General features: G+C 65.9%; 18 protein-coding genes. 6 read left to right on the top strand and 12 right to left on the bottom strand.

Annotated features, from left to right (window positions below):
- Positions 1 to 1670 (bottom strand): hypothetical protein (locus HOP12_14925; GenBank protein ID NOT35436.1); only part of this gene is annotated, 1670 nt, incomplete at its 3' end.
- Between the two features lie 96 nt (positions 1671 to 1766).
- Positions 1767 to 2918, bottom strand: a complete 1152-nt coding sequence (locus HOP12_14920) for a hypothetical protein (GenBank protein NOT35435.1) — start codon at positions 2916 to 2918, stop codon at positions 1767 to 1769.
- Between the two features lie 344 nt (positions 2919 to 3262).
- On the opposite strand from HOP12_14920, the gene HOP12_14915 reads away from it, so the two are divergent.
- Positions 3263 to 5479, top strand: a complete 2217-nt coding sequence (locus HOP12_14915; GenBank protein NOT35434.1) for a T9SS type A sorting domain-containing protein — start codon at positions 3263 to 3265, stop codon at positions 5477 to 5479.
- Positions 5480 to 5579: 100 nt separating this feature from the next.
- Here the strand turns inward: HOP12_14915 and HOP12_14910 are convergent, their stop codons facing one another.
- The 6 genes from HOP12_14910 to HOP12_14885 form a co-directional block, all read right to left on the bottom strand.
- The gene (locus tag HOP12_14910) at positions 5580 to 6101 is read right to left on the bottom strand and encodes a T9SS type A sorting domain-containing protein (GenBank protein NOT35433.1); all 522 of its coding nucleotides are present in this window, start codon (positions 6099 to 6101) and stop codon (positions 5580 to 5582) included.
- A gap of 81 nt (positions 6102 to 6182) precedes the next feature.
- Positions 6183 to 8180, bottom strand: coding sequence for a hypothetical protein (locus HOP12_14905; protein NOT35432.1), 1998 nt, complete (start codon positions 8178 to 8180; stop codon positions 6183 to 6185).
- A gap of 275 nt (positions 8181 to 8455) precedes the next feature.
- Complete coding sequence (locus tag HOP12_14900) at positions 8456 to 8929, bottom strand: hypothetical protein (GenBank protein NOT35431.1); 474 nt, start codon at positions 8927 to 8929, stop codon at positions 8456 to 8458.
- Between the two features lie 32 nt (positions 8930 to 8961).
- Positions 8962 to 9375, bottom strand: coding sequence for a hypothetical protein (locus HOP12_14895; protein NOT35430.1), 414 nt, complete (start codon positions 9373 to 9375; stop codon positions 8962 to 8964).
- A gap of 76 nt (positions 9376 to 9451) precedes the next feature.
- Positions 9452 to 10198, bottom strand: coding sequence for a carbonic anhydrase (locus tag HOP12_14890; protein ID NOT35429.1), 747 nt, complete (start codon positions 10196 to 10198; stop codon positions 9452 to 9454).
- 84 nt (positions 10199 to 10282) lie between these two features.
- On the bottom strand, positions 10283 to 11344 hold the full coding sequence (locus HOP12_14885; GenBank protein NOT35428.1) for a hypothetical protein: 1062 nt from the start codon (positions 11342 to 11344) through the stop codon (positions 10283 to 10285).
- A gap of 485 nt (positions 11345 to 11829) precedes the next feature.
- Between HOP12_14885 and HOP12_14880 the strand changes: the two genes are divergently transcribed.
- The gene (locus HOP12_14880; protein ID NOT35427.1) at positions 11830 to 12852 is read left to right on the top strand and encodes a hypothetical protein; all 1023 of its coding nucleotides are present in this window, start codon (positions 11830 to 11832) and stop codon (positions 12850 to 12852) included.
- Between the two features lie 872 nt (positions 12853 to 13724).
- Entirely contained in the window at positions 13725 to 13928 is a 204-nt protein-coding gene (locus HOP12_14875) for a cold-shock protein (GenBank protein NOT35426.1), read from the top strand.
- Between the two features lie 86 nt (positions 13929 to 14014).
- On the opposite strand, the gene HOP12_14870 is transcribed toward HOP12_14875, so the two are convergent.
- The 3 genes from HOP12_14870 to HOP12_14860 all read right to left on the bottom strand — a co-directional run bounded on the left by HOP12_14870 (position 14015) and on the right by HOP12_14860 (position 18389).
- Complete coding sequence (locus tag HOP12_14870; protein NOT35425.1) at positions 14015 to 16780, bottom strand: T9SS type A sorting domain-containing protein; 2766 nt, start codon at positions 16778 to 16780, stop codon at positions 14015 to 14017.
- 119 nt (positions 16781 to 16899) lie between these two features.
- Positions 16900 to 17781, bottom strand: coding sequence for a site-2 protease family protein (locus HOP12_14865; GenBank protein NOT35424.1), 882 nt, complete (start codon positions 17779 to 17781; stop codon positions 16900 to 16902).
- Complete coding sequence (locus HOP12_14860) at positions 17778 to 18389, bottom strand: hypothetical protein (protein NOT35423.1); 612 nt, start codon at positions 18387 to 18389, stop codon at positions 17778 to 17780. Before HOP12_14860 ends, HOP12_14865 begins: the two co-directional genes overlap by 4 nt.
- A 258-nt stretch (positions 18390 to 18647) precedes the next feature.
- Between HOP12_14860 and HOP12_14855 the strand changes: the two genes are divergently transcribed.
- Together HOP12_14855 and HOP12_14850 are read left to right on the top strand one after the other, a co-directional pair.
- Complete coding sequence (locus HOP12_14855) at positions 18648 to 19139, top strand: hypothetical protein (GenBank protein ID NOT35422.1); 492 nt, start codon at positions 18648 to 18650, stop codon at positions 19137 to 19139.
- A gap of 19 nt (positions 19140 to 19158) precedes the next feature.
- Positions 19159 to 19836 carry an OmpA family protein gene (locus tag HOP12_14850; protein ID NOT35421.1) on the top strand — a complete coding sequence of 226 codons (678 nt, stop codon included), beginning with the start codon at positions 19159 to 19161 and terminating at the stop codon, positions 19834 to 19836.
- 107 nt (positions 19837 to 19943) lie between these two features.
- On the opposite strand, the gene HOP12_14845 is transcribed toward HOP12_14850, so the two are convergent.
- Positions 19944 to 20549, bottom strand: a complete 606-nt coding sequence (locus HOP12_14845; protein ID NOT35420.1) for a hypothetical protein — start codon at positions 20547 to 20549, stop codon at positions 19944 to 19946.
- 338 nt (positions 20550 to 20887) lie between these two features.
- Between HOP12_14845 and HOP12_14840 the strand changes: the two genes are divergently transcribed.
- On the top strand, positions 20888 to 21678 hold a 791-nt coding region (locus HOP12_14840), incomplete at its 3' end, for a hypothetical protein (protein NOT35419.1).

The raw sequence follows: 21678 nt of genomic DNA, 5'->3' as shown, positions 1-21678 counted from the left end.
ATCCCGTTCACCGCCCCCCACCAGCCGGGCCAGCCATACCATCCCCACCATGGCGGTTGGGCGGCGGCGCCGCCTTCTTCATAGGCATTCACCATCGCGACCTTTCCCAGCTGCCCGGCCTGGTCCGCGTGACCGAGAATCGAACGCTTGACCTCGATGTCGACGGCTTGATCGCGGCGGTTGGTGATCGCGATGTTTCCTTGCAGATCAACGCGCAGATAACTCGAGCCATCCACGGTGAGCGCGCCGGGCACGCGAGCGGTTTCCCGGTCGCGTTTGGTCACCTTGATGTCCACGGCCGTGGTGAGTGCGAGATCGCAGTCGGCACCGGGTGCGGTGTAAGTCATCATCCCCTGGCCGAGAACGCGATCCTCGGAACCGATCAGCGCCGGGGCGGTCGTGAGCGGTTCATGGCTGGAGTTTGTCAGCCGGAGCACGTGCGTGAAGTGCGGGGCCGCGAGCAGTCGCGCGACCTCCCGCTGCTGCTCGTCACTGGCGTTCGCGCGCACCTCCGCGGGGGGCGCAAACGGCAGATCGAGCACATAGACGTCGCGATAGGCGAGTTCGTACTCCGTGACCGGGAGCACCATGCGCTCACCTTTCTTCAGGGTCACGCCCTTGATCGTGAAGATGAAGAGGTCTTCGTCCTTCTCCGAGCCGGCGACCTCGGGCCCGAGACTGGGTGCCAGATCGGAACCCCGGAAGTTCTCCTGTCTCATGCGGCTCCCCTCCATGTCCGCCGTCTGCGACATGATTGCGTTCGACAGGGCATAGCCGCCGACCGACTGACCGTCGAACGCGCTGCCGAGTCGTGCCATGGTCTCTTGAAGCGCCATCGGGTCGACCATGTCCTTGAACCTGAACGTCGGAACCCCAACCACCAGGTTGACGACGATGTCCTCCAGGTCGGTGAGTTCGTTGACCAGAGTCGCCTGGAGTTGCACGCGCGCCTTACCCGCACCGCCGATCGTCACGCGGTAGGACGGAATCCAACGAAGCCCCTTCTGCACGTACGCCATGCCGACTTCGATCTCACGTCGAGGCCGGCCCTGTGGCCACACGAACCCGAGGGTCAGCAAATTCTTGAAGCTCTCGTTCGCGAACCTCGCGGTCGGCGTGCCTTTGAAACTCACCGAACGCACCCGCTCGATCGGCAGGGCGAGCACGCCCTGGCCGGTCTCGAGCAGAACCACGGCGCCCTTGACGGGTACGAGATCACGGTCGGTGGCTCCCTCCAGTCCCCGAAGTTCTTCGACCGGCCGCGAGGGCAAGCCCTTGAGGCGCCCGGAGACGGTCTTGCCATCGACGTCCACCAGTTCCACCATCGCACCGGGATTTGCCTCGAGCAGGCCGCGCACGTCGATCGCGGTCTGTTCGCCACTCACACGGCGCCGACTCGCGGTGACCGCGCTGAGCTTCACGTCGCGCTCGGCCGAGTAGGGCCAGAAAGTGCCGAGCACCGGCACAGGAAGCCGATCGAGAACCACCGTTCCCCGGGCGTCGACGGGAACTCGGCCTTCCTGAACCACGAACGCGTGCCCGTCCTTGAAGACCGTGACCTCCCTGACCGGCATCCGCGTCAGCGATGCGATCGGCTCGGCCTGTGTTTCCGCGCGGACGGGGGCAGACGAGGCCCAGAACAACCCAAGAGCAAGCGCGAAGAGTCTCATGCGAAATCCTCCCGGTGGATGAGTCATCGGTCCGCAGCATAGCCGCCGGAGCGGTCTTGAGTGCGCCTCCGGGGTGCGAACCCCCCGCGCGCGGCGTCAGTGCTTCGGTCGACGCGTCGACTCCGTGACTGGCAGGAGGCGAAGGTGAAAGAGACGCCCCTGGTGCCCGACGAGAATCTCGGTCGCTCCGTATTCCAGCGTTTCGTTCACGCGCCGGCTATTCGGGAAATCGCGATGCGTAGTGTAGGAACGCTCTGCCTTGTCGACCTCGACACCGGGTTGCGCGATCGCGCGCGCAATATCCTGCATGAGCCCGACATCGAACTCCTCCTGTGCAATCTCGAAGCGTGGCAACTCCGACAGCGATGCCAGTCCATGCGAGTCGGCGAGCGTGGCGATCCACCGAGCAGGCTTGGGCAGATATCCCATCTCTTGCAGGTCTCGGTCGGCTTTGAGCATCGCCTCCGTCAGTGGTGTCCCTTTGACGAGATACCGCGCCTGCCGCTCGCGCGCGACACGCTCGAGTTCCTGCGCGAAGTCGGAGTCGGCCTTGCGCGAGGTCTCCATCAACTTGTCAAACGGAGGCCCCTTCGGGTAGAGCCTCGCGTAGTCGGGGGCGGCGATCACGATCTCGATTTGCCGCCGGTCGTGATCGAGCAGCGCGATCGCAGCCGGAAACGCTTCGGTCCCGGGCAGCTCGAAGAGTTCCCGTGCCCCCCGGAGGATCGGCTCACTCGAGTAGACGACCGCGAACGGCGACCGATCCCATTCCCCGCGTAGGCGACGCGTGCGGCTGGGCGACCAGGTACCGTGAAGCTGATGTAGCTCCGAGCTGGGAACGCGTGTGAGCGAGAGCTGGAAGCCGTACTGCAGCGAACCATCGGGTTGCGGCCGGAGGCCTGCGCCGAGATACGTGAACAGCCGCCCGCGATACTCGTGCAGCGTGCGACCGACGATCGGCGAGCCCGACCAGCGCTCCAGCTCCTCGATGCGGTGGCCGTCCAGGGACACGCGCAGCACGCGCAGCTCGTCGGACACGGCCCGCGCGTTGGCGGGCGGCGTGAAGAACTCCCAGCCAAGGCCCCAGGCGATGCCGCGCGTACTCCTCTCGACGACGACGATGCTCTGCCCGTCTGCCGTGAACGCCGGCGCGAAGTAGCCGACGTGAGAATGGAAGGAGACCAGACCGAGCAGGAACGAGCCGACCACCGTGACCAAGAGCAGCCCTGCCAGCACCGGGAGAAGCACAAACCTGGCGCCTCTCTGTGCGCGTACGCCCACTCCAGGCCTAGTGCTCGTGCCGGCGCCTCGTCGGACCATGGAGGGGTACGTTATTGGAACCGAGGGCAAGTCCACCACTTCCCCGGCGCTGGACGCAAGGCGACTTCACGACTTACGGCGGGATCGGCGCGTCGCACCGAGTCCCTGCCCGGCCGCCCAGGCCCTCTTCGTTGATTGACAGGCCGCTCCCCCGGGCGGAGCATTCGGTCGGTCCTCCAACCGGCCGGATCTGGTGCCGCGACCCGCCGCCGGGCGGCTGCGTCGCACGAGCGTCGCGTTCCTGCGCGGCGCATTCAGAGAGAAGGTGTCCCATGCGTCAGTCGTTGCTGCTGGTGACGCTCGGTCTGCTCCTCGCGACTCCCGTCAAGTCCCAGGTGCCGGTCGACTGTCCTCCCGACTTGTCCGTTCCCGTTTTCCTCTCGGTGCCGCAACCGTGCCCGAACCAGCCGCTCCATTTGCAGGCGAGCGCGTGCGGGCCGTGCGTGGATCTGCTGGGGTATACGCTCGAGTCGTCGGGTCGGATCCGCATTCAGGCGGCGATGAATCTGCAGAACTGCATCATCACGACCGTGTGCCTGCCGGAAACACTCACGGTGCCGTTGGGCCTGTTCGCCGCGGGCCATCATCAGATCGAGATCGTGATCGACGGGCGGATCACCCGGTCTGACAGCTCGACGTGCGCGGCGACGCGTACGCAGCTGGTGTCCTTCGAAGTGCCGCTCGCCTGCGGTCCGCCGCCGGGGCCGCTACCCCACGTGGACACCATTCACATCGGGCCGCCCGCGCCGTGTGCGACATGCCCGCCGCCTGAGATCTGCCCGAACCTTCCCATTCCGTTTTCGATCGCGGGCCGCTTCCCCGACGACTGTTACCAGTTCCGAGGGCTCGAGCTGTTGCCAAACCCGATCATGAGCCCGCTGCCGCAGCCTCCGATCGCGCGCGTGATCGTGGCTGTGAACGATTGCATGGGTCGGCCATGCAGTCTGGGGGAGATTCCCTGGCAGGCGCACGCCAAGCTGCCGGGTCTGCCACCTGGTGCCTACCGGATGATCGTCGAAGTCGCCGAAGTGAGCTGGTGCGACACGGCCAACGTCCCGACCGCGCTCTACAGCACGACCGTGCCGTTCTCGGTTGCGCCGCAGTGCAGTCTTCCGCCACCGTCCCCCAACTGCTTCCTCGCGGACTGGCGGCATGATCCCGGCCATTTCGAATGCGATGCCAACATAGGCCCCGGCTCACCCGCGAAGCTCGTGTTCCAGATCAACACCGGGCCCGCGCTCGCCGGGCTGCAAGGGCGAATCGCTCTGCTGCCACCCGCGCTTCGCGTAACGCAGCTGCGGCCAATCGGGTCAGCGTCGGGTATGCAGCTCGCCTGGCAGGCGCTTCCCAACGGCGCCCAATTCGTCATGTTCTCGGACAATGGCGTGCTGATCCCCCCCACCGATCCGTGCCCGTCCAATGTCCCTTGCGGTCCTCTACCCGTGCTCGAGGTCACCGTCTCTGCGATTCCGGGGACTCTCCCGCCGCCGCTGACGCTCGCGCGGATGGTCGAGCTGTTAGCGAGCGACTCGCTCGGACAAGCCGTGCACTTCTGCCCGACCTTCGCGCCGGTGGATATGGTGGCGCGGATCTGTGGCAGCGACCGAGTGTGCGACGCAAACGGGGACGGCCGCGTCGACCTGCGTGATCTGGTCCTGATGGTGAGGTGCCTGCGGCATCCTGCCACCTGCCCGGATTCGCTCGCGGGACGCTTCGATTGCAATCGCGACTCGGTCTTTACCCCGGATGATGTGCTGTGCTGTGCGCGTCGTATCCTGCACGGCCCGCTCCCGAGCAACCTGACGCCGTTGCCGCTCGCGAATCTCAGGGTACAGCTCGGTGCGCCGGTCGAAACCTCCGGCGGCTTCGATCAGTCGCTGCGCGTGAGCGGCGCGGACTTGCTTGCCGCGGCTCGGCTCTCAATCACCCTCCCGAGCGGCGTGACCTTGTCCGGCGTCGAGCTGCCGGGTGCTCCCGCCGGGTGGCTGCAGCTCTCGGAGCCGGGCACGAGCGAAGCGCTGATCGGGTTGATCGCGCTTTCCCCTGACGCCGCGGCTGAGATCGACGTGCTGCTCCACTTCAACCGTGCGGCCTCGGCAAGTGCGAACGCCGCGATCGTCATTTCGGAGGCCGAGTTTGTCGACTCGGAGGGCCAGGTCGTCGCGCCGATGGCCGGCGTGCTCGGTACTCCAGAGCGCACGACCGTGGGGCTCGAGTTGTCGGCGGCGCGTCCCAATCCGTTCACGCGGACGACGCACTTCGATCTGAGTCTTGTCAGCGCGACGGACGTTCAACTCGGCATCTACGACCTCTCCGGCCGGCTCGTGGCCAAGCTCCACCGCGGCCAGTTGACGGCAGGCCCGCACACGTTCACCTGGGACGGAACTCGAGCCGATGGATCACGCGCCGCCGACGGCGTGTACTTCTATCGTGCTCGCGCGGCCGGCCAGGTGACTGCACGGAGACTCGTGCTGATGCGAAGCAGATAGGGTCCGAATCGGGAGGCCGGCCGTTGCAGGCTTCCGTACGGCGCAGTGCGCGCGAGGGGCGGTCCACATCGGGCCGCTCCTCGCGCCTTCGCAGCAGTTGCTAGCGGATCACCATCAGCTTACGCGTCGCCCGCAGGGTGCCGAACTGCAGTCTCGCGAAATAGAGCCCCGGCTTCAGGGTGTCGGTGCTGAAGCTCAGATTGTGGGGGCCGGCGGCGAAACGCTCGTGGTCCGCCATCGTAGCCGCCCGTCGGCCTGCCGCATCAAACACGGCCAGGCTGACCGGGCCAGCGGCCGGCAGCGCGAAGCTGAGAGTGCCGTGAGTCCGCGCCGGATTGGGTGCGCAACCAAGGGAAAGAGTCGACGCAACCGTGACCGGTGGGACACCCACGAGCGTCGGATTGCCGTACGCGGCCACGCCAACGCGCCCGAGTACTCCCTCGACCAGATCGAAGGCCCCACCCAGATAGAGCACCTGTTGGGTGAAGTGCAGGGCCGAGACGCCGCCGTTCACCCGGTCGGGTATCAGGTAGCTGGAACGCTGGCCCGCGCGGAACTGGCGCGAGCACGCGTAGAGGTTGTCGGTCGGAACGCAGGGGTCTGTGTCGCCTCGCGGCTGCAACGTTCGGTGAACGCCGCTGCGAAGCTGTCGATGCCGATTTCCATCTCCGCTCGAGTCCTCTGCTCTCTTTGCGAGCCCACTTCATCGGGTCAGCAGAACTCTCCCGCTGGCCTTTCCGCAATTGCCTGAAGCGATCACGAAATAGACGCCACTACGAACGCGATGACCGGCGTCATCCACGCCGTTCCAGGTCAGCGAAGTTCCTCGCGATTCGACTTGCACTCCCGACCAGCGCCGAACCATTCGGCCCGATACATCGGTGATTGTCACTCCGATCTCGCCGCAGGCGTCGGCCCTGAAGCTCAATCTCACGGCGCCAGCGGATGGGTTGGGCGAGCCACCGAGGAAGGCAATCCCCGTGGCCGGAGCCCCAGGCGAAGGCTCGACACCGACATTGCCCGTGCCCGCCAACCTCGTTTCGATGAAGTCCGTCGTTTCGTTGCCGGTCATGAGGCTTGGGCTGGTCCCAACCTTCAGGCTGAGAACGGCAAACCGAGCGTTCGAAGGAGCCGCCGGAATGCTCACACTGGCCGAGTCCCCGGGAGCCAGCAAGACCGGCGCATTCGGGATGACATCGGTCCGCAACGGAGTCGTGCTCGCGAGCAAGTTCGCATTCAGACTGTCGAGCGGAACATGAGACGAGTACCACCTGACCGTTGCGTGGCCGACGTAGAGCGAAACGGATTCGCAGGCCAGACAGTTGTTCGCGTAAGTAACCAGGTTACCGGGATTGATGTCCCAGGCGGCGTGGGGAGTATTCACCTGACGCGCACATCCGGTCACGACTCCGTCGAGGGTCCAGAACACTCCCTTGATGACGTTCGCTTGAAGTCCCGGGATGACAAACCCGACGTGAGCGACTTGACCCGGCAGTACCGGGTTGTTCGGATTCGACCAATGGAGACGTGTGTTGCCCGGAGCCTCGTAAGTGACCTCGAACGTTGCGAAGGAGTTTGCCGGGTAGCCATCGTAGTGCCGTAAGATCGTGCGCGTGCCGCTTAGAAGGATTTCGATGTCGTTGGCGTTCTGGCCCGTGGTGTTCACAAAGTCTTTGTTGACGCCCACGATCGAGTCCCCTGCGATGACCGCCGGCGTCACGAAGAGCCCATCTTCCGGTTGAGCGGTCACGGGTACCTGGCCCACCATGTAGTCCGGAAAATTCCCAACTCCGATCGTATCGAAACTTGCGCTTGTCGAATTCCAATGCACTCTCGTAACACGACCTTGCAGCAATCCAACCTCGGAAGTCACGATCGCATCGCCCTCGTACCCCACGAACTCCGAAGCCGCGGCCTTGATCACGTTGGGGGTGTAGTTGCTCCCGTAGAATCCCTCGAGCGAGTTCCCCGACGTTCCGACATTGAGCGGCACGAACGTCAGCTCCTCGGCCCAAGGAATCGTCAGCCCGAGGCCTTGAACGGTTCCATTGGCGTCGATCGCTCTCAGCGTTCCGGACACTTCGGATGCGACGATCAGCTGGCCATCAAAGGCACCGAAGCCGGCCCCGATCGGAGCAATGTCCAGCCCCTCCGTGTCCTCGCCGGTGTTGGCCAGAATGGTGGCCGCGCCATTGCTCTTGATCCGGTAGACCGTTCCATCGCGTGTCGTGACGAGCATGTCGTAACCAAAGGTGCCGACGGCATCGAACAGGATGCCCCGCACCTCGCTCGACAACCCGGTGACGAATAGCAGAGGGCTAGCCGCGGTGCCGTTGTCCTTGATGTGAACGATCGTCGCTCCGTCACCCACGTAGATGTGGCGGCTCGGGAAGCCCCCGAGGCCCAGCGAACTTGCCACGAAGTGCTCCTTCGTGCCCGGGGAAAGCGCTACCGCAGGCGCAAAGACAGCCACGCTTCCGCCGCTCAGATCGGTCGAATAGAGTTGGCCAGTGCCGCCTCCGTAGACGGACCCCACGAACTTGTTCCCCGCAAACGTAAAGCCAATCGTACCGGCCAACCCAGGGAACGAAACGTGGGGATCCGTGAAGACGTTGAATGTCACCGCCAGGGCGCTGTCCAGTGGGAAGATGGCACTCAAGACACAGACAGTCGCCAGCGCAATGGTCGAAGCGGACTTCATGCGGGCCCTCCTTGCGGACGTGGATGTGCGCGATCGACTTCGACTCCTGTGAGCTCCAGGAGGAATCAGCGCTAGGTCGCCGCGGGCGCGAGGGAAGCCACATTTTTCAGCGAGGCGCAAGTTCAACGACGCTCGTCGGCGTCGGATCACACTAGACCACGCCTGCAGTTGACTGTCCACGCGAATTGCGTCGGCTTCGGGCCGCTTGCCGAACTCGAGCGGCCCTCTCTGCCAACGTGCGCGAGACACCGACTCGATGGGATTTGAAGGCGAGTTCAGAAGATCCACGTGACCAGGATGACACCGCCCCAGAGGCAAGCGACGGACAAGAACACGCGACGCATCGCCTGGCCATGCGGAAGCCACCCGGGCGTCCGTTCACGATGATCCGCGGTTGCCTTCAGCTCGTCTCGGAACAGGCTCAGCGTTCCGAGCTTTCGCTCGATCTCCGCACCTTGCTCGCGACGCAGCGCCACATACAGGCTTCCGGCGTCCGAGAGCTGGCTCCACGCTCTGCAGATGATGAGTCCGAGCACCGCGATCGCGCTGACCCCGATGCGCGCAAGCGTTCCATGGCCCGCCACCGTGCCCTGGGTCAACAGCCCAACCAGCGATAGCAGCGCTGCGGACAGCACGATGAAGTTCTGATCACGCGTCAAGCGGAGCGTGTCCTCGTGCTTATAGTGGTCGCTCACCATTTCATACTGCCTGATCAGCAGCTCGAAGTTCTCTTTCGCGCTGTCGCTCATTTGACGATCCCCCTCCCTGCCACGCTCGTGGATCAATTCGAGCCCGCGACACCCATCGTGTCGGCCTCCACCAGCGCCGACCCTTCGCGACCCGTCCCGCCGTCCGATCTTCGCAACAGGATCACGAGCTTCTGCGACTGCTCATTTTCCGAGCTGAGCGTTCCAGACCCCGCGGCCTTCAGTTCGAATTCGGTGTCCGACCTCACCTTGACCGCGAAGTTGATCTCGAGCCGGGCTTCCTCGATCTGCCATGAATCATGGTCCTGATTGACTTGCTTGATGTCTTCGCGAATGCGTTCGACCAGCTTTACCAGCTGTGGGCGCGGGCGGGTGTCGACGAAGATCCGCCACACCACGACCCCAAAGATCAGGATCGCAACCAGAACACCTGCACGCGCAGGCCACGAACTGAAAGTCTCACGCGAGTTCGGTTGCTTGGCGGTCATGGCGGCGCTCCAGGGTGAGTCGCATCACGGCAATCGCCGTGCACCCGCGAAGCGTACGCGATGTCAGCGAGGGCGCTCAGTGCCCCACGGCCGTCGCGTGCGGCAGCGCGGCGGCATCGACGGCCTGCGAGATCACGACGCGGCCGGATGCGAGTTCATAGTAAGCGCCGACCACCTTGAGCTTCCCGCTCCCGATCAGGTGGCTCAAGACGTCGCTGCGGTCGATCGCGTCGCCGATCACCTGCTCGACGTTGGCCTTGATCGCGGCTTCCAGGCGACGCGCCTCGGGCGTGCTCGAAACTCGTGCGACGGCGGGACGAATCGCACCGACCAGATAGTCGAGATTCGGCCCCATGGGTGCCGGCGGTCCCATCGCGGCCTTCACCGCACCACACGCTTCGTGGCCCATCACCACCAGCAGCGGCGCGTGCAGATGTTCGGCCGCATACTCGACGCTCGCGAGCACCGAGCGATCGATCACCTCGCCGGCCGCACGCACCACGAACAGATCGCCGAGTCCGGCGTTGAAGATCAGCTCGGGAGGCACGCGCGAATCCGCGCACGTCAGCACGATCGCGAACGGCGCCTGGCCTTTCGCCAATTCGCTGCGACGCTGATTCGAAACCGGCAGTGGCGTCGCCGCATTCGCGACGAAGCGTCGATTGCCGGCCTGGAGTCGTGCCAGTGGTGTCGGTGCCACACGCGTGGCAGTCGAGTCGGCGGGCGACGACGACGCGGGGGCGGAGCACCGCCCGGCAGCGGGGGCCGACAGCAGAAGCGCAACGACGAGTGACGGCGGCAGGCACGCTCGGATTCTCGACATGACTCTCCCCCGGGTAAGTGACGCTCGAAGGAGTGTCGGCGAATCGGGGTCCTTCCTGAGGGTTCGGGGCGAACACAGAACCCGCTAGGACTTGGGAGTCACCATGCGATCGATCCACTTCGACGCCACGCGGCCAAGCGCACCCGAGCTCTCGAGCTGTTGGCGCAATTGCGTGAGGTCGACGGCAGTCGTGCGCTCGCCGGTGCGATCCTCGAGCGGCAGGTCGCAGACGCGCGACAACCATTCGCCGAGCTGCTTCGGGACCGCCGGGTCGTGCAGGCTCGACGCGAGCTTGCGGCGCACCGGGCCGCCCCCTGCCGACGCCCTGGCGGTATCGAGTGAATGGCCGATGGCTTCGAGTGCGAACCAGTCATCGCCGTCGCTGTCGTTGCGAACCGTCAGCTCGAGGCTCTGACCTTCAAACAGATCGCGCACGTTCGAGCCGACTCGGCGGCGCAACGTGATGCGCCTCGAGCCCAGCCGCCACTCGGTGCGCAGTCGCGCGAGCCACTTCCACGCGCGCGGGATCACCACACGTTCGCCCTCGGGACTGACGGTGTCCTCCCACGCTTCGGGCAGCACCTGGCCGAGACGCTGCGCGGACATCGAGTCGAGCCTCAGCTCCTTCGTGATCGCCTCGTGTGCGGCCGTGCGTTCGGCGGGGGTGCCGAGTCCGGTCAGCTCGATCGACTTCCGATCGGTCTCCGCCACCAGTCGCTGAAACCGCCGCGCCAGTGAGACGCGGCGCAGCTCTTCACGCGCGATCTGCTGCGTCGAGCGGAAGGGCCCGCGCGAGCGAACACGTCGCAGGCCCTCGGCGTTCACGATCAGGCGGTCCTCGGCCCACACCGCTTCGAGCAGCGCACCGATCGCGGCGATGCCGCCGAGTGTCCAGAACGCGAGCCAGAACAGCAGGAAGAGTCCGATGCCGAGCATCGCGGCGGGACTCTGCGGGCTCACTTGCTGAGCGAGCGGCTCGCCGGCGAGCAGCGCACGAGCGCCACGGAACAGCACCCACGAGGCCACCGCTTCGCCAACCGCCCAGCCCATCAACCACACACTGAGAAACGCGGCCGAGAAAAAACGGCCGAAGCCCTGGGGCCTGAATCGGAACTCGAGCCCTTCATCGGTTCTCACGCCGAGCATGCGATCGAGTTATCGGCGCCCGACTCGCGCGCCTCGATGTCGCGATTCGAGCGCTCTGGAAGCCTCGGCCGGTGCCCGGTTCCAAAAACGGCCAGGCCAGCCTTGCCCCGAAGTCGGCTCGTCGAGGAGCGAATGCGAGGTCGCCTCCTGCGGGTGCCAACAACGATGCGAGGTCAGGCCCAGCGAATGGCAATGGATGAATCAGCCAGCACGACGCAGCGCATGGTGCCCGAGGACGCGTGCGGTCACGTGACGGCGAGATTTCCGTCGAGGAAACTCGACTGCCAGGATCGTGAGGGACTCGAGACGCAGCCGATCGCTGCGGCACTCATTGACCCGACTCACGACCGATGCGAAGCTCGCCTCCGTCGAGCGCACGACTCCGGCGTTGCCCGATCTCTCGAGCTGGGCCGCGGTTCGCGCGGTCGCACGGGGGTAACGACATGCACTGCACATCGAGGCGCCACGCCGTCATCGCGGCACTCATGGCCGTCTCGCTCGCCGGCTGTTCCGGCGAGACTTCGCCTTCGTCGCCCGCCACCGCACCCGCTCCGAGCGGCGCCGCCGTCGACAGCGTCGCGTTGCTCGAGGACTTCTCGGCGCGCCAGGTCTTCCCGGCGAACAACTGGTGGAACGTCGACATCTCCGGCGCGCCGATCGATCCCGGGTCCCAGGACTACATCGACTTCATCAGCGGGCGCACGCCGCAGAATCCCACCGCGACGCGCATCATGCACCCCGACTTTGGTCCTCCGCCCTACGGGATTCCATACGTCGGAGTGGGCTCCACTCAATTGCTCGTCCCGGTGACGTTCGTGCTGTACGGCGCCCAGAGCGATCCCGGCGCACCCGGGCAGCCGATCGGATATCCGATCCCGGACGTGGCCAGGACGCAGCCCAACTACGTCGAAGGCGCGGTGCCCGGTGGCGGCACGAGCGGTGATCGCCACCTACTCATCATCGATCGCGGCCGCGGGTTGCTGTTCGAAACCTGGGCGACACGCTGGAACGCCGCGCTGTCGCGCTGGGAGGCGGGCTCGGGCGCCGTGTTCGATCTCAATACCAATCAGCGCCGCATCGAAGGCTGGACTTCCGCCGACGCCGCCGGACTCGCGATCTTCCCGGGCCTTGTGCGCCACGACGAGGTCTCAGCCGCGGGGCCGATTCAGCACGCGTTTCGAGTCACGACGCGCGCAACCAACGGCTACGTGTGGCCCGCGTCGCACGAGGCGGGGTCGACCGCCGGGGCACCTCCAATGGGGACGCGGCTGCGACTCAAGGCGGGCGTGAACATCAGCGGCTACCCGGCCGACGTGCGCAAGATCTTCCAGGCCATGAAGACCTACGGACTCATCGTCGCCGACAACGGCACCGACCTGTACGTGTCGGGGACCATGGATCCGCTGTGGGACAACGACGTGCTGAACCCGGCCTTTCACAGCCTCGATGCCGACGACTTCGAAGTCGTCGAACTCGGCTGGGGCGAAGGAACCGTCGGCGTTCCGTGAGTGAGCTGCCGGGAGCGGCTCCCGCTGGGTAATCCCCCGCATTCATTGGTTGTCGCTCGGCCGAGCGATCGTGCAGAACGCGTCACTCCCACACTCCGGGCGCCCCAGCCGCCTCTGCACGGTCCTTGATCGACGCAACGCGCACGCTCGATCGCACTCGGTTGGCGATCCGCACGCGACCGCCCGATGGCATGTTTCGTGGAATAGCAGTGAGTAGCCGTATCCATCACGACCTGCCACTCCCACACCCAGGAGCTCCCCCTCGTGCGCCCGTTCCAACGCGGTCGAAGGCAACGCCACCGTCAGCGTCGGCGTGGCGACGCAGGCAGCGCCCAATTGCGAACTCGAGATCGTGCCGGAGAGCAAGAACCACTTCCGGGTGCCGGTCACGCTCACCGCGGATCGCCGCAATGTTCCCGAACGCGAGCTGCGCGACTACGTGATCTTCTGGTTCGACCCCGCGACGCGCGCCTGGATGCCGGTCGAGGGTTCACGCGTCGATCTCGCGAAGAGGGGGCGGTCTTGCCGACGCCCCCGACACCGGCATCCGCCCGGGAAGGCAACCCCGGCGGCCTTCAGCGCCGGCCGAAAAGTCGCATTTCATTGGCAATCGGACGGGCTTTACCCCTTGTTCGGCCCCTCCGCAGATTTCGCTGGCTTTCCGTCCCCGTCACGCCGATACTGCGTACGTCTTCGGTTGATTGTGATTGAGCTTCCCACGTTCGATTCCGCCAGAGACTTCTCGGGCGGTTTTTTTGTGGGCAGGCTTTACTCGCAGCAATCGAGACATCGGTCACACAGACCGGACGCCGCCGCGGCGTGTTACCGCGGTAAGTACGGGTCTCCGGGCCCGAGTACAACAGGAGTTTCAAGTGGCTAGTGGCACCGTGAAGTGGTTCAACGAAGCGAAGGGCTTTGGCTTCATCTCACAGTCGGATGGCGGCGAGGACGTGTTCGTCCATTTCTCAGCCATCGCAGGTGACGGATTCAAGACGCTCGCCGAAGGCGAGTCGCTCGAGTTCGACGTAACCCGTGGCCCGAAGGGGCTGCAGGCGGCGAACGTCCGCAAGGCCTAAGACGCTCGAGGTACCACCTCGCGCTGAAACGGGCGGTGTCCGCAAGGACACCGCCCGTCGCGTTTTCCGGCGGAGCCTGTCGGCGATCAGCGCACTCGCACGACGCGTCGCGTCTCGCTACGCCCGCCCGCCTCGAGTCGGTAGAAGTAGAGGCCCTCGCCGACTCGACTGGCGGATTCGCTGAGCCCCTCCCACGCGACTTCGTGTCGGCCCGGCTCCATCGCATCGCGGTCCACCAGCGTCCGGATCAGGCGACCGGACACGTCGTAGACGCGCAGTCGTACGCGCTGGCGCTCGGCGAGCTGAAACGCGATTCGCGTGACGCCGTTGAACGGGTTCGGCGCGTTCTGGTAGAGCGTGAACGACGCACGCGTCGCGCTCGGGACACCCGTGATCTGCGACGGGTCGAAGATCTGCGCCGCCCACTCGGGGTGATCGACGAACGGATTGCGATTGCCCTGGATCACGTAGATCGCTCCGTTGCGCAGCCGTTCCTTCTGGCTGACCGGATCGCCGATCGACCAGCTGGTGTAGAGCTCGGCCGCCCACGTGTTGAGGTTCGCGCCGCTCGCGGCCGGACTGCCGGGCCAGCCGCCATCTTCGGACAGGTAACGCGTGGAAACGTAAAACGTGCTTCGCGCGAGGTCGCCCTTGTACGCGTCGATCGGCTCGAAAACGGTGCCGGAGTAGCCGGGTGCGGTGTTGGGTCCCACCTGGCTGCCGTTGAGCGACGTGATCGAGGCCGCCTCGACGGTGCCGTAGGGCAGGTTGCCGCGGTAGCCGTTCACCTTGGTGTCGGTCGGGTAGAGAATCCACAGGTCGGTGTGCATCGGCGTCACCGAGCCGCCGAACCAGCCCTGCGGGAACGAGTGCTCGCGGTTGTAGCCGCTGCCTTCGAACGTGCCGCCACCGGTCTGACCGAAGCTATAGAGGTAAGGCGGTGTTCCGTCCGGAATGTCGGAGTAGACATCCCACAGCTTGCCGTCGGGCCGCACGTCGGTGGTCTGGAATGCGGTGTAGGCGTAGTCGTAGCTCTGCACCGAGTGGTTCTTGATGATCTCGTGCAGCGCCGCGCGCAGCGGCGCGCCGGTCAGCCCGATCGCGCCGTCGTAGTAGCCGGCGGGAATGCGCGTGTCGATGTAGGTGAAGCTGGCGTTCGCGGCCGCTGTCGCATTGCCGAACGCGTCCTCGACGCCGGTGGCCGACAGGGTGCGCGTTCCGGGCGCCACATTGGCGATCGTGACCAGCACGTGCTCGGGATGGATCGGATCGCGGATCGCGACGGTGCCGGTCAGCGCTCCGATCGTGTAGCGGCTCGCCACCTCACTGGTCGCCTCGTCGACCGGCTCGGTGAACTGCACCAGGAACGTCGAATCGCTCATCTCTCCGATCGCGAGCACGCTCGGTGCTGCGAGGTCGGCGACGAAAACGATGTCGGCGGCCGAGCGCGGCTCGAGCTTGAAGCTCCCGCCATAGAAGGTGACCGGGCCGGTCACGTCGTAGGTGGTGCCGAGAATCGGACCGAACGTGTAGCCGAGTGCATCCATCAGCGCAGTGCCGCTGCCGTCGTTCACCTGCCACTGCCCCACCCCTGCACTGGGGTTCGTGCACACGGCACTCGCGAGCTTGACCAGCACGCCTTCATAGCCTTCCGAGAGCGCACTGCCGCTCGGCACCACCGCTGCCGCGGGCAATACGCCGGCAGCGCTGCTCGTTACGAGGCCGTTGGTCAGCAGCGTATTGCCGGCGTAGCCCTGCGCGTCGGCTTCGCTCACGGTGCCGCGCACCGTGACCTGGTCGCCGACGGTCGGAGTATCGGTGCTGCGCACCCACACGCCGCTCCACGGGCCGCTGCCGTCCTGCACCGCGAAAAAGGTGCCGAAGCGCGCGGTGACGACTCCGTTCGTGATCACGCTGTTGCCGTTGTAGGGCGATGAACCGACGCCGCCCTGGATCTGTGCCACCGTCAGGTTGAAGAACAGCGCGTAGCTCTTGAGCTCCGAAGTGGTGATGCCGGACGAAGCGTCGGTCGCGGTGATCTTGTAGTAGACCGTCACGCCGGCCACCTGAGCGGGGATCGCCGCGGTGGTGCGGTAGGTGGTGCCCGAAACCAATGGCATCGCGATGGTGTTGGTGAGCGACGCAGGTGCGGTGCCCCAGGCCAGCGACACCGAAGTGACGGCGGCGGTGGTGTCGGTGACGTCGGCCTGCACGTGCGTCGGTGAGCCCGCGAGCGGGAACGCCGGGTCGGTCACCATCTGCGCCAGGATCGGGCCCGGCGGCCGCGGTGCGGTCACGTGAGTGCCCGGGCTGCCATCGGTCGCCAGCGTGCGCGGCGTGGTGGTCCACTCGGACGCCGTGTAGGTGGGATTGGGCGAGTAGATGTTTGGATTGCGAACGTAGTTCGCGTTTTCGAACGTCGAGCCGCCGGAGCCGGTCACCACCACTCGATCGATCACGCCACCGCCCGAGTCGATGAGCTTGGCGCCGTCGCCGACCCGACCGTTCCAGGTCGCGTTGCCGGCCGACCAGCTCGCATTCGGGAAGTTCACGGTGAAGACTGCAACCGTGGTGTTGTTGCCTGCGACCAGAGCCTGACCGGGAAGGATGCTGCCCGACAGGGTCCAGGTCTGGATGTCGACATTGTTGCCGACCGCGACCAGCGCCCAGTTGGTGAGCGAGACCGTGTCGGGGCCCGAGTTGTAGATCTCGATGAAGCGATCCGACGGATAATTATTGAGGGGATCGCACAGCTCGGACAGGAGCACCGCCGCGTGGGATGAGGCCGGCGACAACGAGATCGCCGTGGCTCCGGCGATGACCCAGACCAGCAGAGAGTTGCGAAAACGCATGACCCGCCCTTCGGGGTTGTGCTGCGGGTAGATGGAGTGTGGGATGGCAACAAGGGTAGGCCATCGGGAGCGGCTGCCCAAGCACGGATCGCACCCGTCGGTGAGCCTTTCACCCCGACTCACCTGGCGATTCGGGGGTGCAGATCCATCCCGATCGGCAGCGTGAGCGCCAGCGCGACCAGCAGCAGTGCGTAGCCGAGCCCGATCGCGAGCCGCTGGGCGCGCGGGATGTCGTGATAGCCCGGCACCGGATGCCGCCACCGCTGCCACAGCGTGATGAGCCCGACTGCGAGCGCAATCAGCAGGATCGGTGAGCGGGTGAGCGCGAAGGCGCCGATACCGAGCACGTACCCGGCGATCCAGAACGTGCGCGTGAAGGCACCCGCGATGCGGCCGCCGTCGAGCGGCGAAACCGGGATCAGATTGAACAGGTTGAGCAGGATGCCCGAGTGCCCGAGCGTCACGAGCAACGGATGGTTCATCGCCAGTCCGACTCCGAGCACCGCCCACGCAGCGAGCGAACCGAGCACCGGACCACCGATCGCGACCTTGGCTTCGACGTAGGCGTCGCGCGGCATGCCGCGCATGGCGATGAACGCGCCGAGGAACGGAATGAACACCGGTGCTCCGGCCGGAATGCCTTCGTGCTTGAGCACCACCGCGTGCCCCAGCTCGTGCACGAAGATCAGCAGCACGAAGCCGGCCGCGAACGCCCACCCCCACTCGAATGCGTAGAGGCCGATGCTCAGCAGCATGGTGGCGAGGGTCTTGAACTTGAGCACGCTCGCGAGCAGCCCGAGGAACTTGAGCTTGCTCACGATCACCACGAACGCGGTCCCGATCACGCCCAAAATGCCGTTGCGCTTGCGGTGCGACGCGTGCGGCTCGGCGCTCGGGCCGGCCGCCGGCTTGATGGACGCGGCCGGCTGGGCGCCGGCCATGACGGCGCGCAGATTCTCGATGCGGCGTCGCGCCTCGTCGTCGCCCGGCGGCGTCGTCACGTGGTGAGGCTCGGAGGAAGTGCGACCGGCTTGGGGATGCTCCATGCCTGATAGACCACGATCGCGACGAACACCAGATCCATCAATCCCAGATCGGAGCTCAGCACGCGGCCGAACAGCTCGAAGCTCTGCGGCGGAAAGCCGATGCGCATCGCCTCGCCCTGCTTTTCGAGTGCTCGATTGATGAACGTCATGTTCACGAAGTAGGTGGCGGCGCAATAGCTCGCGAGTGCCACGACGATCGAGATCGCCTGCAACCCGTGCGATCGCTTGCCGCCCGAGAACTTGACCACACCCCAGCCGACCGCGAATCCGATCCCCACCGCGATGAGTCCGAACGAGATGTTGGTCAGTACGGTGAACGCCCACCACACCAGTGCTCCGACCGCTCCACCGAGGATCGCGCCGACCGTGCCGTTCACGTAGTTGATCTCGGACGACATTTCGCCGACCGCCTGCTCCAGCTCGGCCCGCAGGTTTGCGTAGCAGCTCCGGCAGAACACGCGATCTCCGGCGGCGACGCGATCGGTCGGAGTCAGGCTCTTGCCGCATTGGGCGCAGTGCTCGCCCGCTCCCGCGACGACTTCGCTCTCGGACGACTCGGCCATGTGAGCGCTCCCTTCCCTGTGGAGGTCGTGTCCGCTCCGGGACCCGCAGAAGCTACGCCGTCGTTCGTGTAATCGCTACACGCGAATGGAGATTTCTGCACGGAGCTTCGTCCCAAGTCGTTGCCGCATCACGCGCATCCAGTCGTTTACGGGTGGCACGGTGAGTGCGTGTCGTCCCCGACGGCAGCACACGACCCAACCCCTACCCTGCGCCGAGCCGACTCGCGACTGCACGGCTCGCGCCGAAGGAGCGACCCGATGAAGACCCGATACGGACTCACGCTGCTGGCCTTCGCGACCACGCTGGCGATCATCGGGCTGACGGGCTGCACGCAGTCGGCCGGCATGAACGCCGAGATGAAGCAGCAGGAAACCGACATGAAGACCGAGCTGACCGCGTGGGGAAACGATCTCACCACCTGGAACAGCGAAAACGAGCGGCTGCGCTCCGAACTGCAGGCCAAGACGCCCAAGCCGGGCTCCGACCTGGAGAAGGAACTGATGGATCACGCCGCCAAGCTGACCGAGCACGAGCGCAATCTGGGCGAGTTCGAGAGCACCCTCAACGCGCATCGCTCCGAAGTCCAGGAAGAGGCGACCAAGCCCGAGCAGGATCGCGTCATGGCGCACGCCGGACTGTGGGCCAAGCACATGACGGTCAAGGCATCGCAGGCCTCACTCGCGATGACGCACAAGGATCTGCTCGACAAGCACGCCGAGCTGATGTCCAAGGTGGCCGTCACCCAGTGACGGCCGAAAGGAGCAAGTCATGACGGGTCGCATCGGAACTCACTTCCTCGCCACGCTGCTGGCGGCCTCGCTGCTCGCGGGCGCCAGCGGGTGTGCGATGAACGCGAAGAGCAAGGGCGCCATCATCGGCGCCACTGCGGGCGGCATCGGCGGCGGTTTGATCGGCAAGAACAACGGCTCGACCACCAAGGGCGCGATCATCGGCGCGGTGCTGGGTGGCGCAGCCGGCGCGATCATCGGCCATCAGATGGACCAGCAGGCCAAGGAACTTCAGCAGAACATCCCGGGTGCGATCGTCGAGCGGGTCGGTGAAGGCATCCAGGTGACGTTCGCCTCCGGCCTGATGTTCGACTTCGACTCCGACGTCATCAACGGCGCCGCGCGCTCCAATCTGGACGCGCTCGCCGCGAGCCTCGGGAAGTACGACAACTCGAGCCTGTTGATCGCGGGTCACACCGACGACGTCGGCAAGGACTCGTACAACCGCGGGTTGTCGGAACGACGTGCGCGCTCAGCCTCGCGCTATCTGCAGTCGCGCGGCGTGGATCGCGAGATCTCGACTATCGGCCTCGGCGAAACCGAGCCGGTGGAGTCGAACGCCTCGGAGGACGGTCGCCAGCGCAATCGTCGCGTCGAGGTGGCGATCTATGCGAGCCCGGAAGCGCGTCGGGCCGCGATCGCACAAGCCGGAAACTAAGCGGGCTTCGGCAGAGCAAACGAGATGGGAGTGCCCGTGCCGGGCACTCCCATTCGCAATTCCACTTTTGCCCTTCGAGTCGATGCTCGGCGAGCCGCGCGACTCGTTTACGAATCCGAGCCCGGCTCCTTCTCGGGCACCGACTGAGACTTGTCGACCGGCGCCGGCGAATCGATGTGGAGGAACGTCCACACGCGGCGCCACCGGTGCCCGTCGGTGCGCGCGGTGAGCGACACACCGTAGCGTTCGAGCCTGCTGCGCAGCGGCACGCGGTAGGTCACCCGCCACACGTTCGAGTTCGCGTCACGGACCAGCGCCCGAGTGTCGCCATGGCCGTCCGAGAGTGCGATCTCGCTCACGTCGGGCGTGGCGTCGACCACGAACTCGACTGTTTGCCCGAGCATCACGAGCGTGTCGGTCACCGACACCGCGATGTCGGGCGCGGCTCCGCTCGAGACCACGGGTTTGGATTCGAGTGCGACCGAACTCGTGACCACCGGCGCGGACGCCGACGTCGCCGGGGTGTGACCCGCCGGAATCGCGACTACGGTCTGACTCGGCGACGACGCCTGATCGGTGCTGCGGTTCTGCTCGCCGCAACTCGAGAGCAGCAGTCCCGCCGTGAGTGCGATCACCAACGCTCCGAACCATCCGAGCCCCGCGATCCAGAAGTTCCGCTCGCGAACTTCGTGTGCTTCACCTTCGACCTGCATGATCCACCTCGCATCCGGCTCGTCGAACTTCGGTGCGGGCCCGTGTGCCGGCTGACCCGCACCGCCTGGCCAATCTCGAGGGTCGAGTGCGCCAGGTCGTGGACGGGCGATCGATGTCGCCCTCGGGTCTGTGCTATTCCACGTTGCATGCCGGACCTTGAATCCATTGTGGTTCAAAGCCTTACGAGATCATCCCGGCGGCGGCGGCCTCGTAACTGTGTCACCATTGACACGGCGAAGAATGCGCAGGACCCTCGTGGCCACTCGATTCCCCAGCGAACTCGATGACTCGAACGGAGTGTGGCTTGCCCGACACGGTGGCTTCGAAGAGACACGCGGTGAGGTTCGCGTTCGCGTGGCTCGCGCTGCTGCTTCCGATCACGGCGTTCGCGCAGTCCGGTTCGAACCATGCCCGCGTGATCTGGACGCGGCTCGATCGCGCGGTGGTGGCGGCGGATTCGGGCGTGTGGGTGCCCGGCTATACGCTCGCATTCACCGAGCGCGGTCGCGCGCTCGCGAGCGGAGTCCTCGAGCAGGTCATCGACGATCGCCTCGCGATCGTGCGGCTGACGGCGGGTTCGCTCGCCAGGGTCAAGAAGCTCGAGCGCGTGCGGGTGATCGCCACCGAGCCCGAGTTCGAACACGTCACACTGCTGCGCGTCGGCGTACCCTCGGGGCCGCGCTCCAACCTCGCGTTCTCGCGCTCCTACCCCACGCTCAACGCGCGCTTCGCACCGCCCGCTTACCGCGCCGAAACGCTCGCGGTCGACGTGCACCGACTGGTGCGCGCGACCCGGCGCGAGATGAGTCGCTTCCTGCCCGACACGCTGTTGTTGCGCCAGTTCGCCGAGGCCGGTGACCAGGAGATCGCGCTCGAGCGGGGCGAAGTGGATGTCGCGGTGTTCTGGCCCGGCGAGCCGTCGGCGCGGATTCGAACGCATCCGAGCTGGGGCGTGGCGGGGCTCGGGATTCGCGCGCGGGGCATGATCGCGGCCACCACCGCGGTGCCACCGGCGCTCGACTCGACGCTCGATGCGATGAACGCGCGCATGTTCGGCGGCGACCTGCTGCCGTGGCGTGAGCTGCGCGGCGCCACGGCAGCAGGTCGCCGCCGAACATGCGCGCGTTC

The sequence above is a fragment of the Candidatus Eisenbacteria bacterium genome (assembly GCA_013140805.1).
In the GTDB taxonomy this organism is placed as follows: Bacteria; Eisenbacteria; RBG-16-71-46; order RBG-16-71-46; family RBG-16-71-46; genus JABFRW01.
This window is presented reverse-complemented; position numbering and strand designations above follow the sequence as displayed.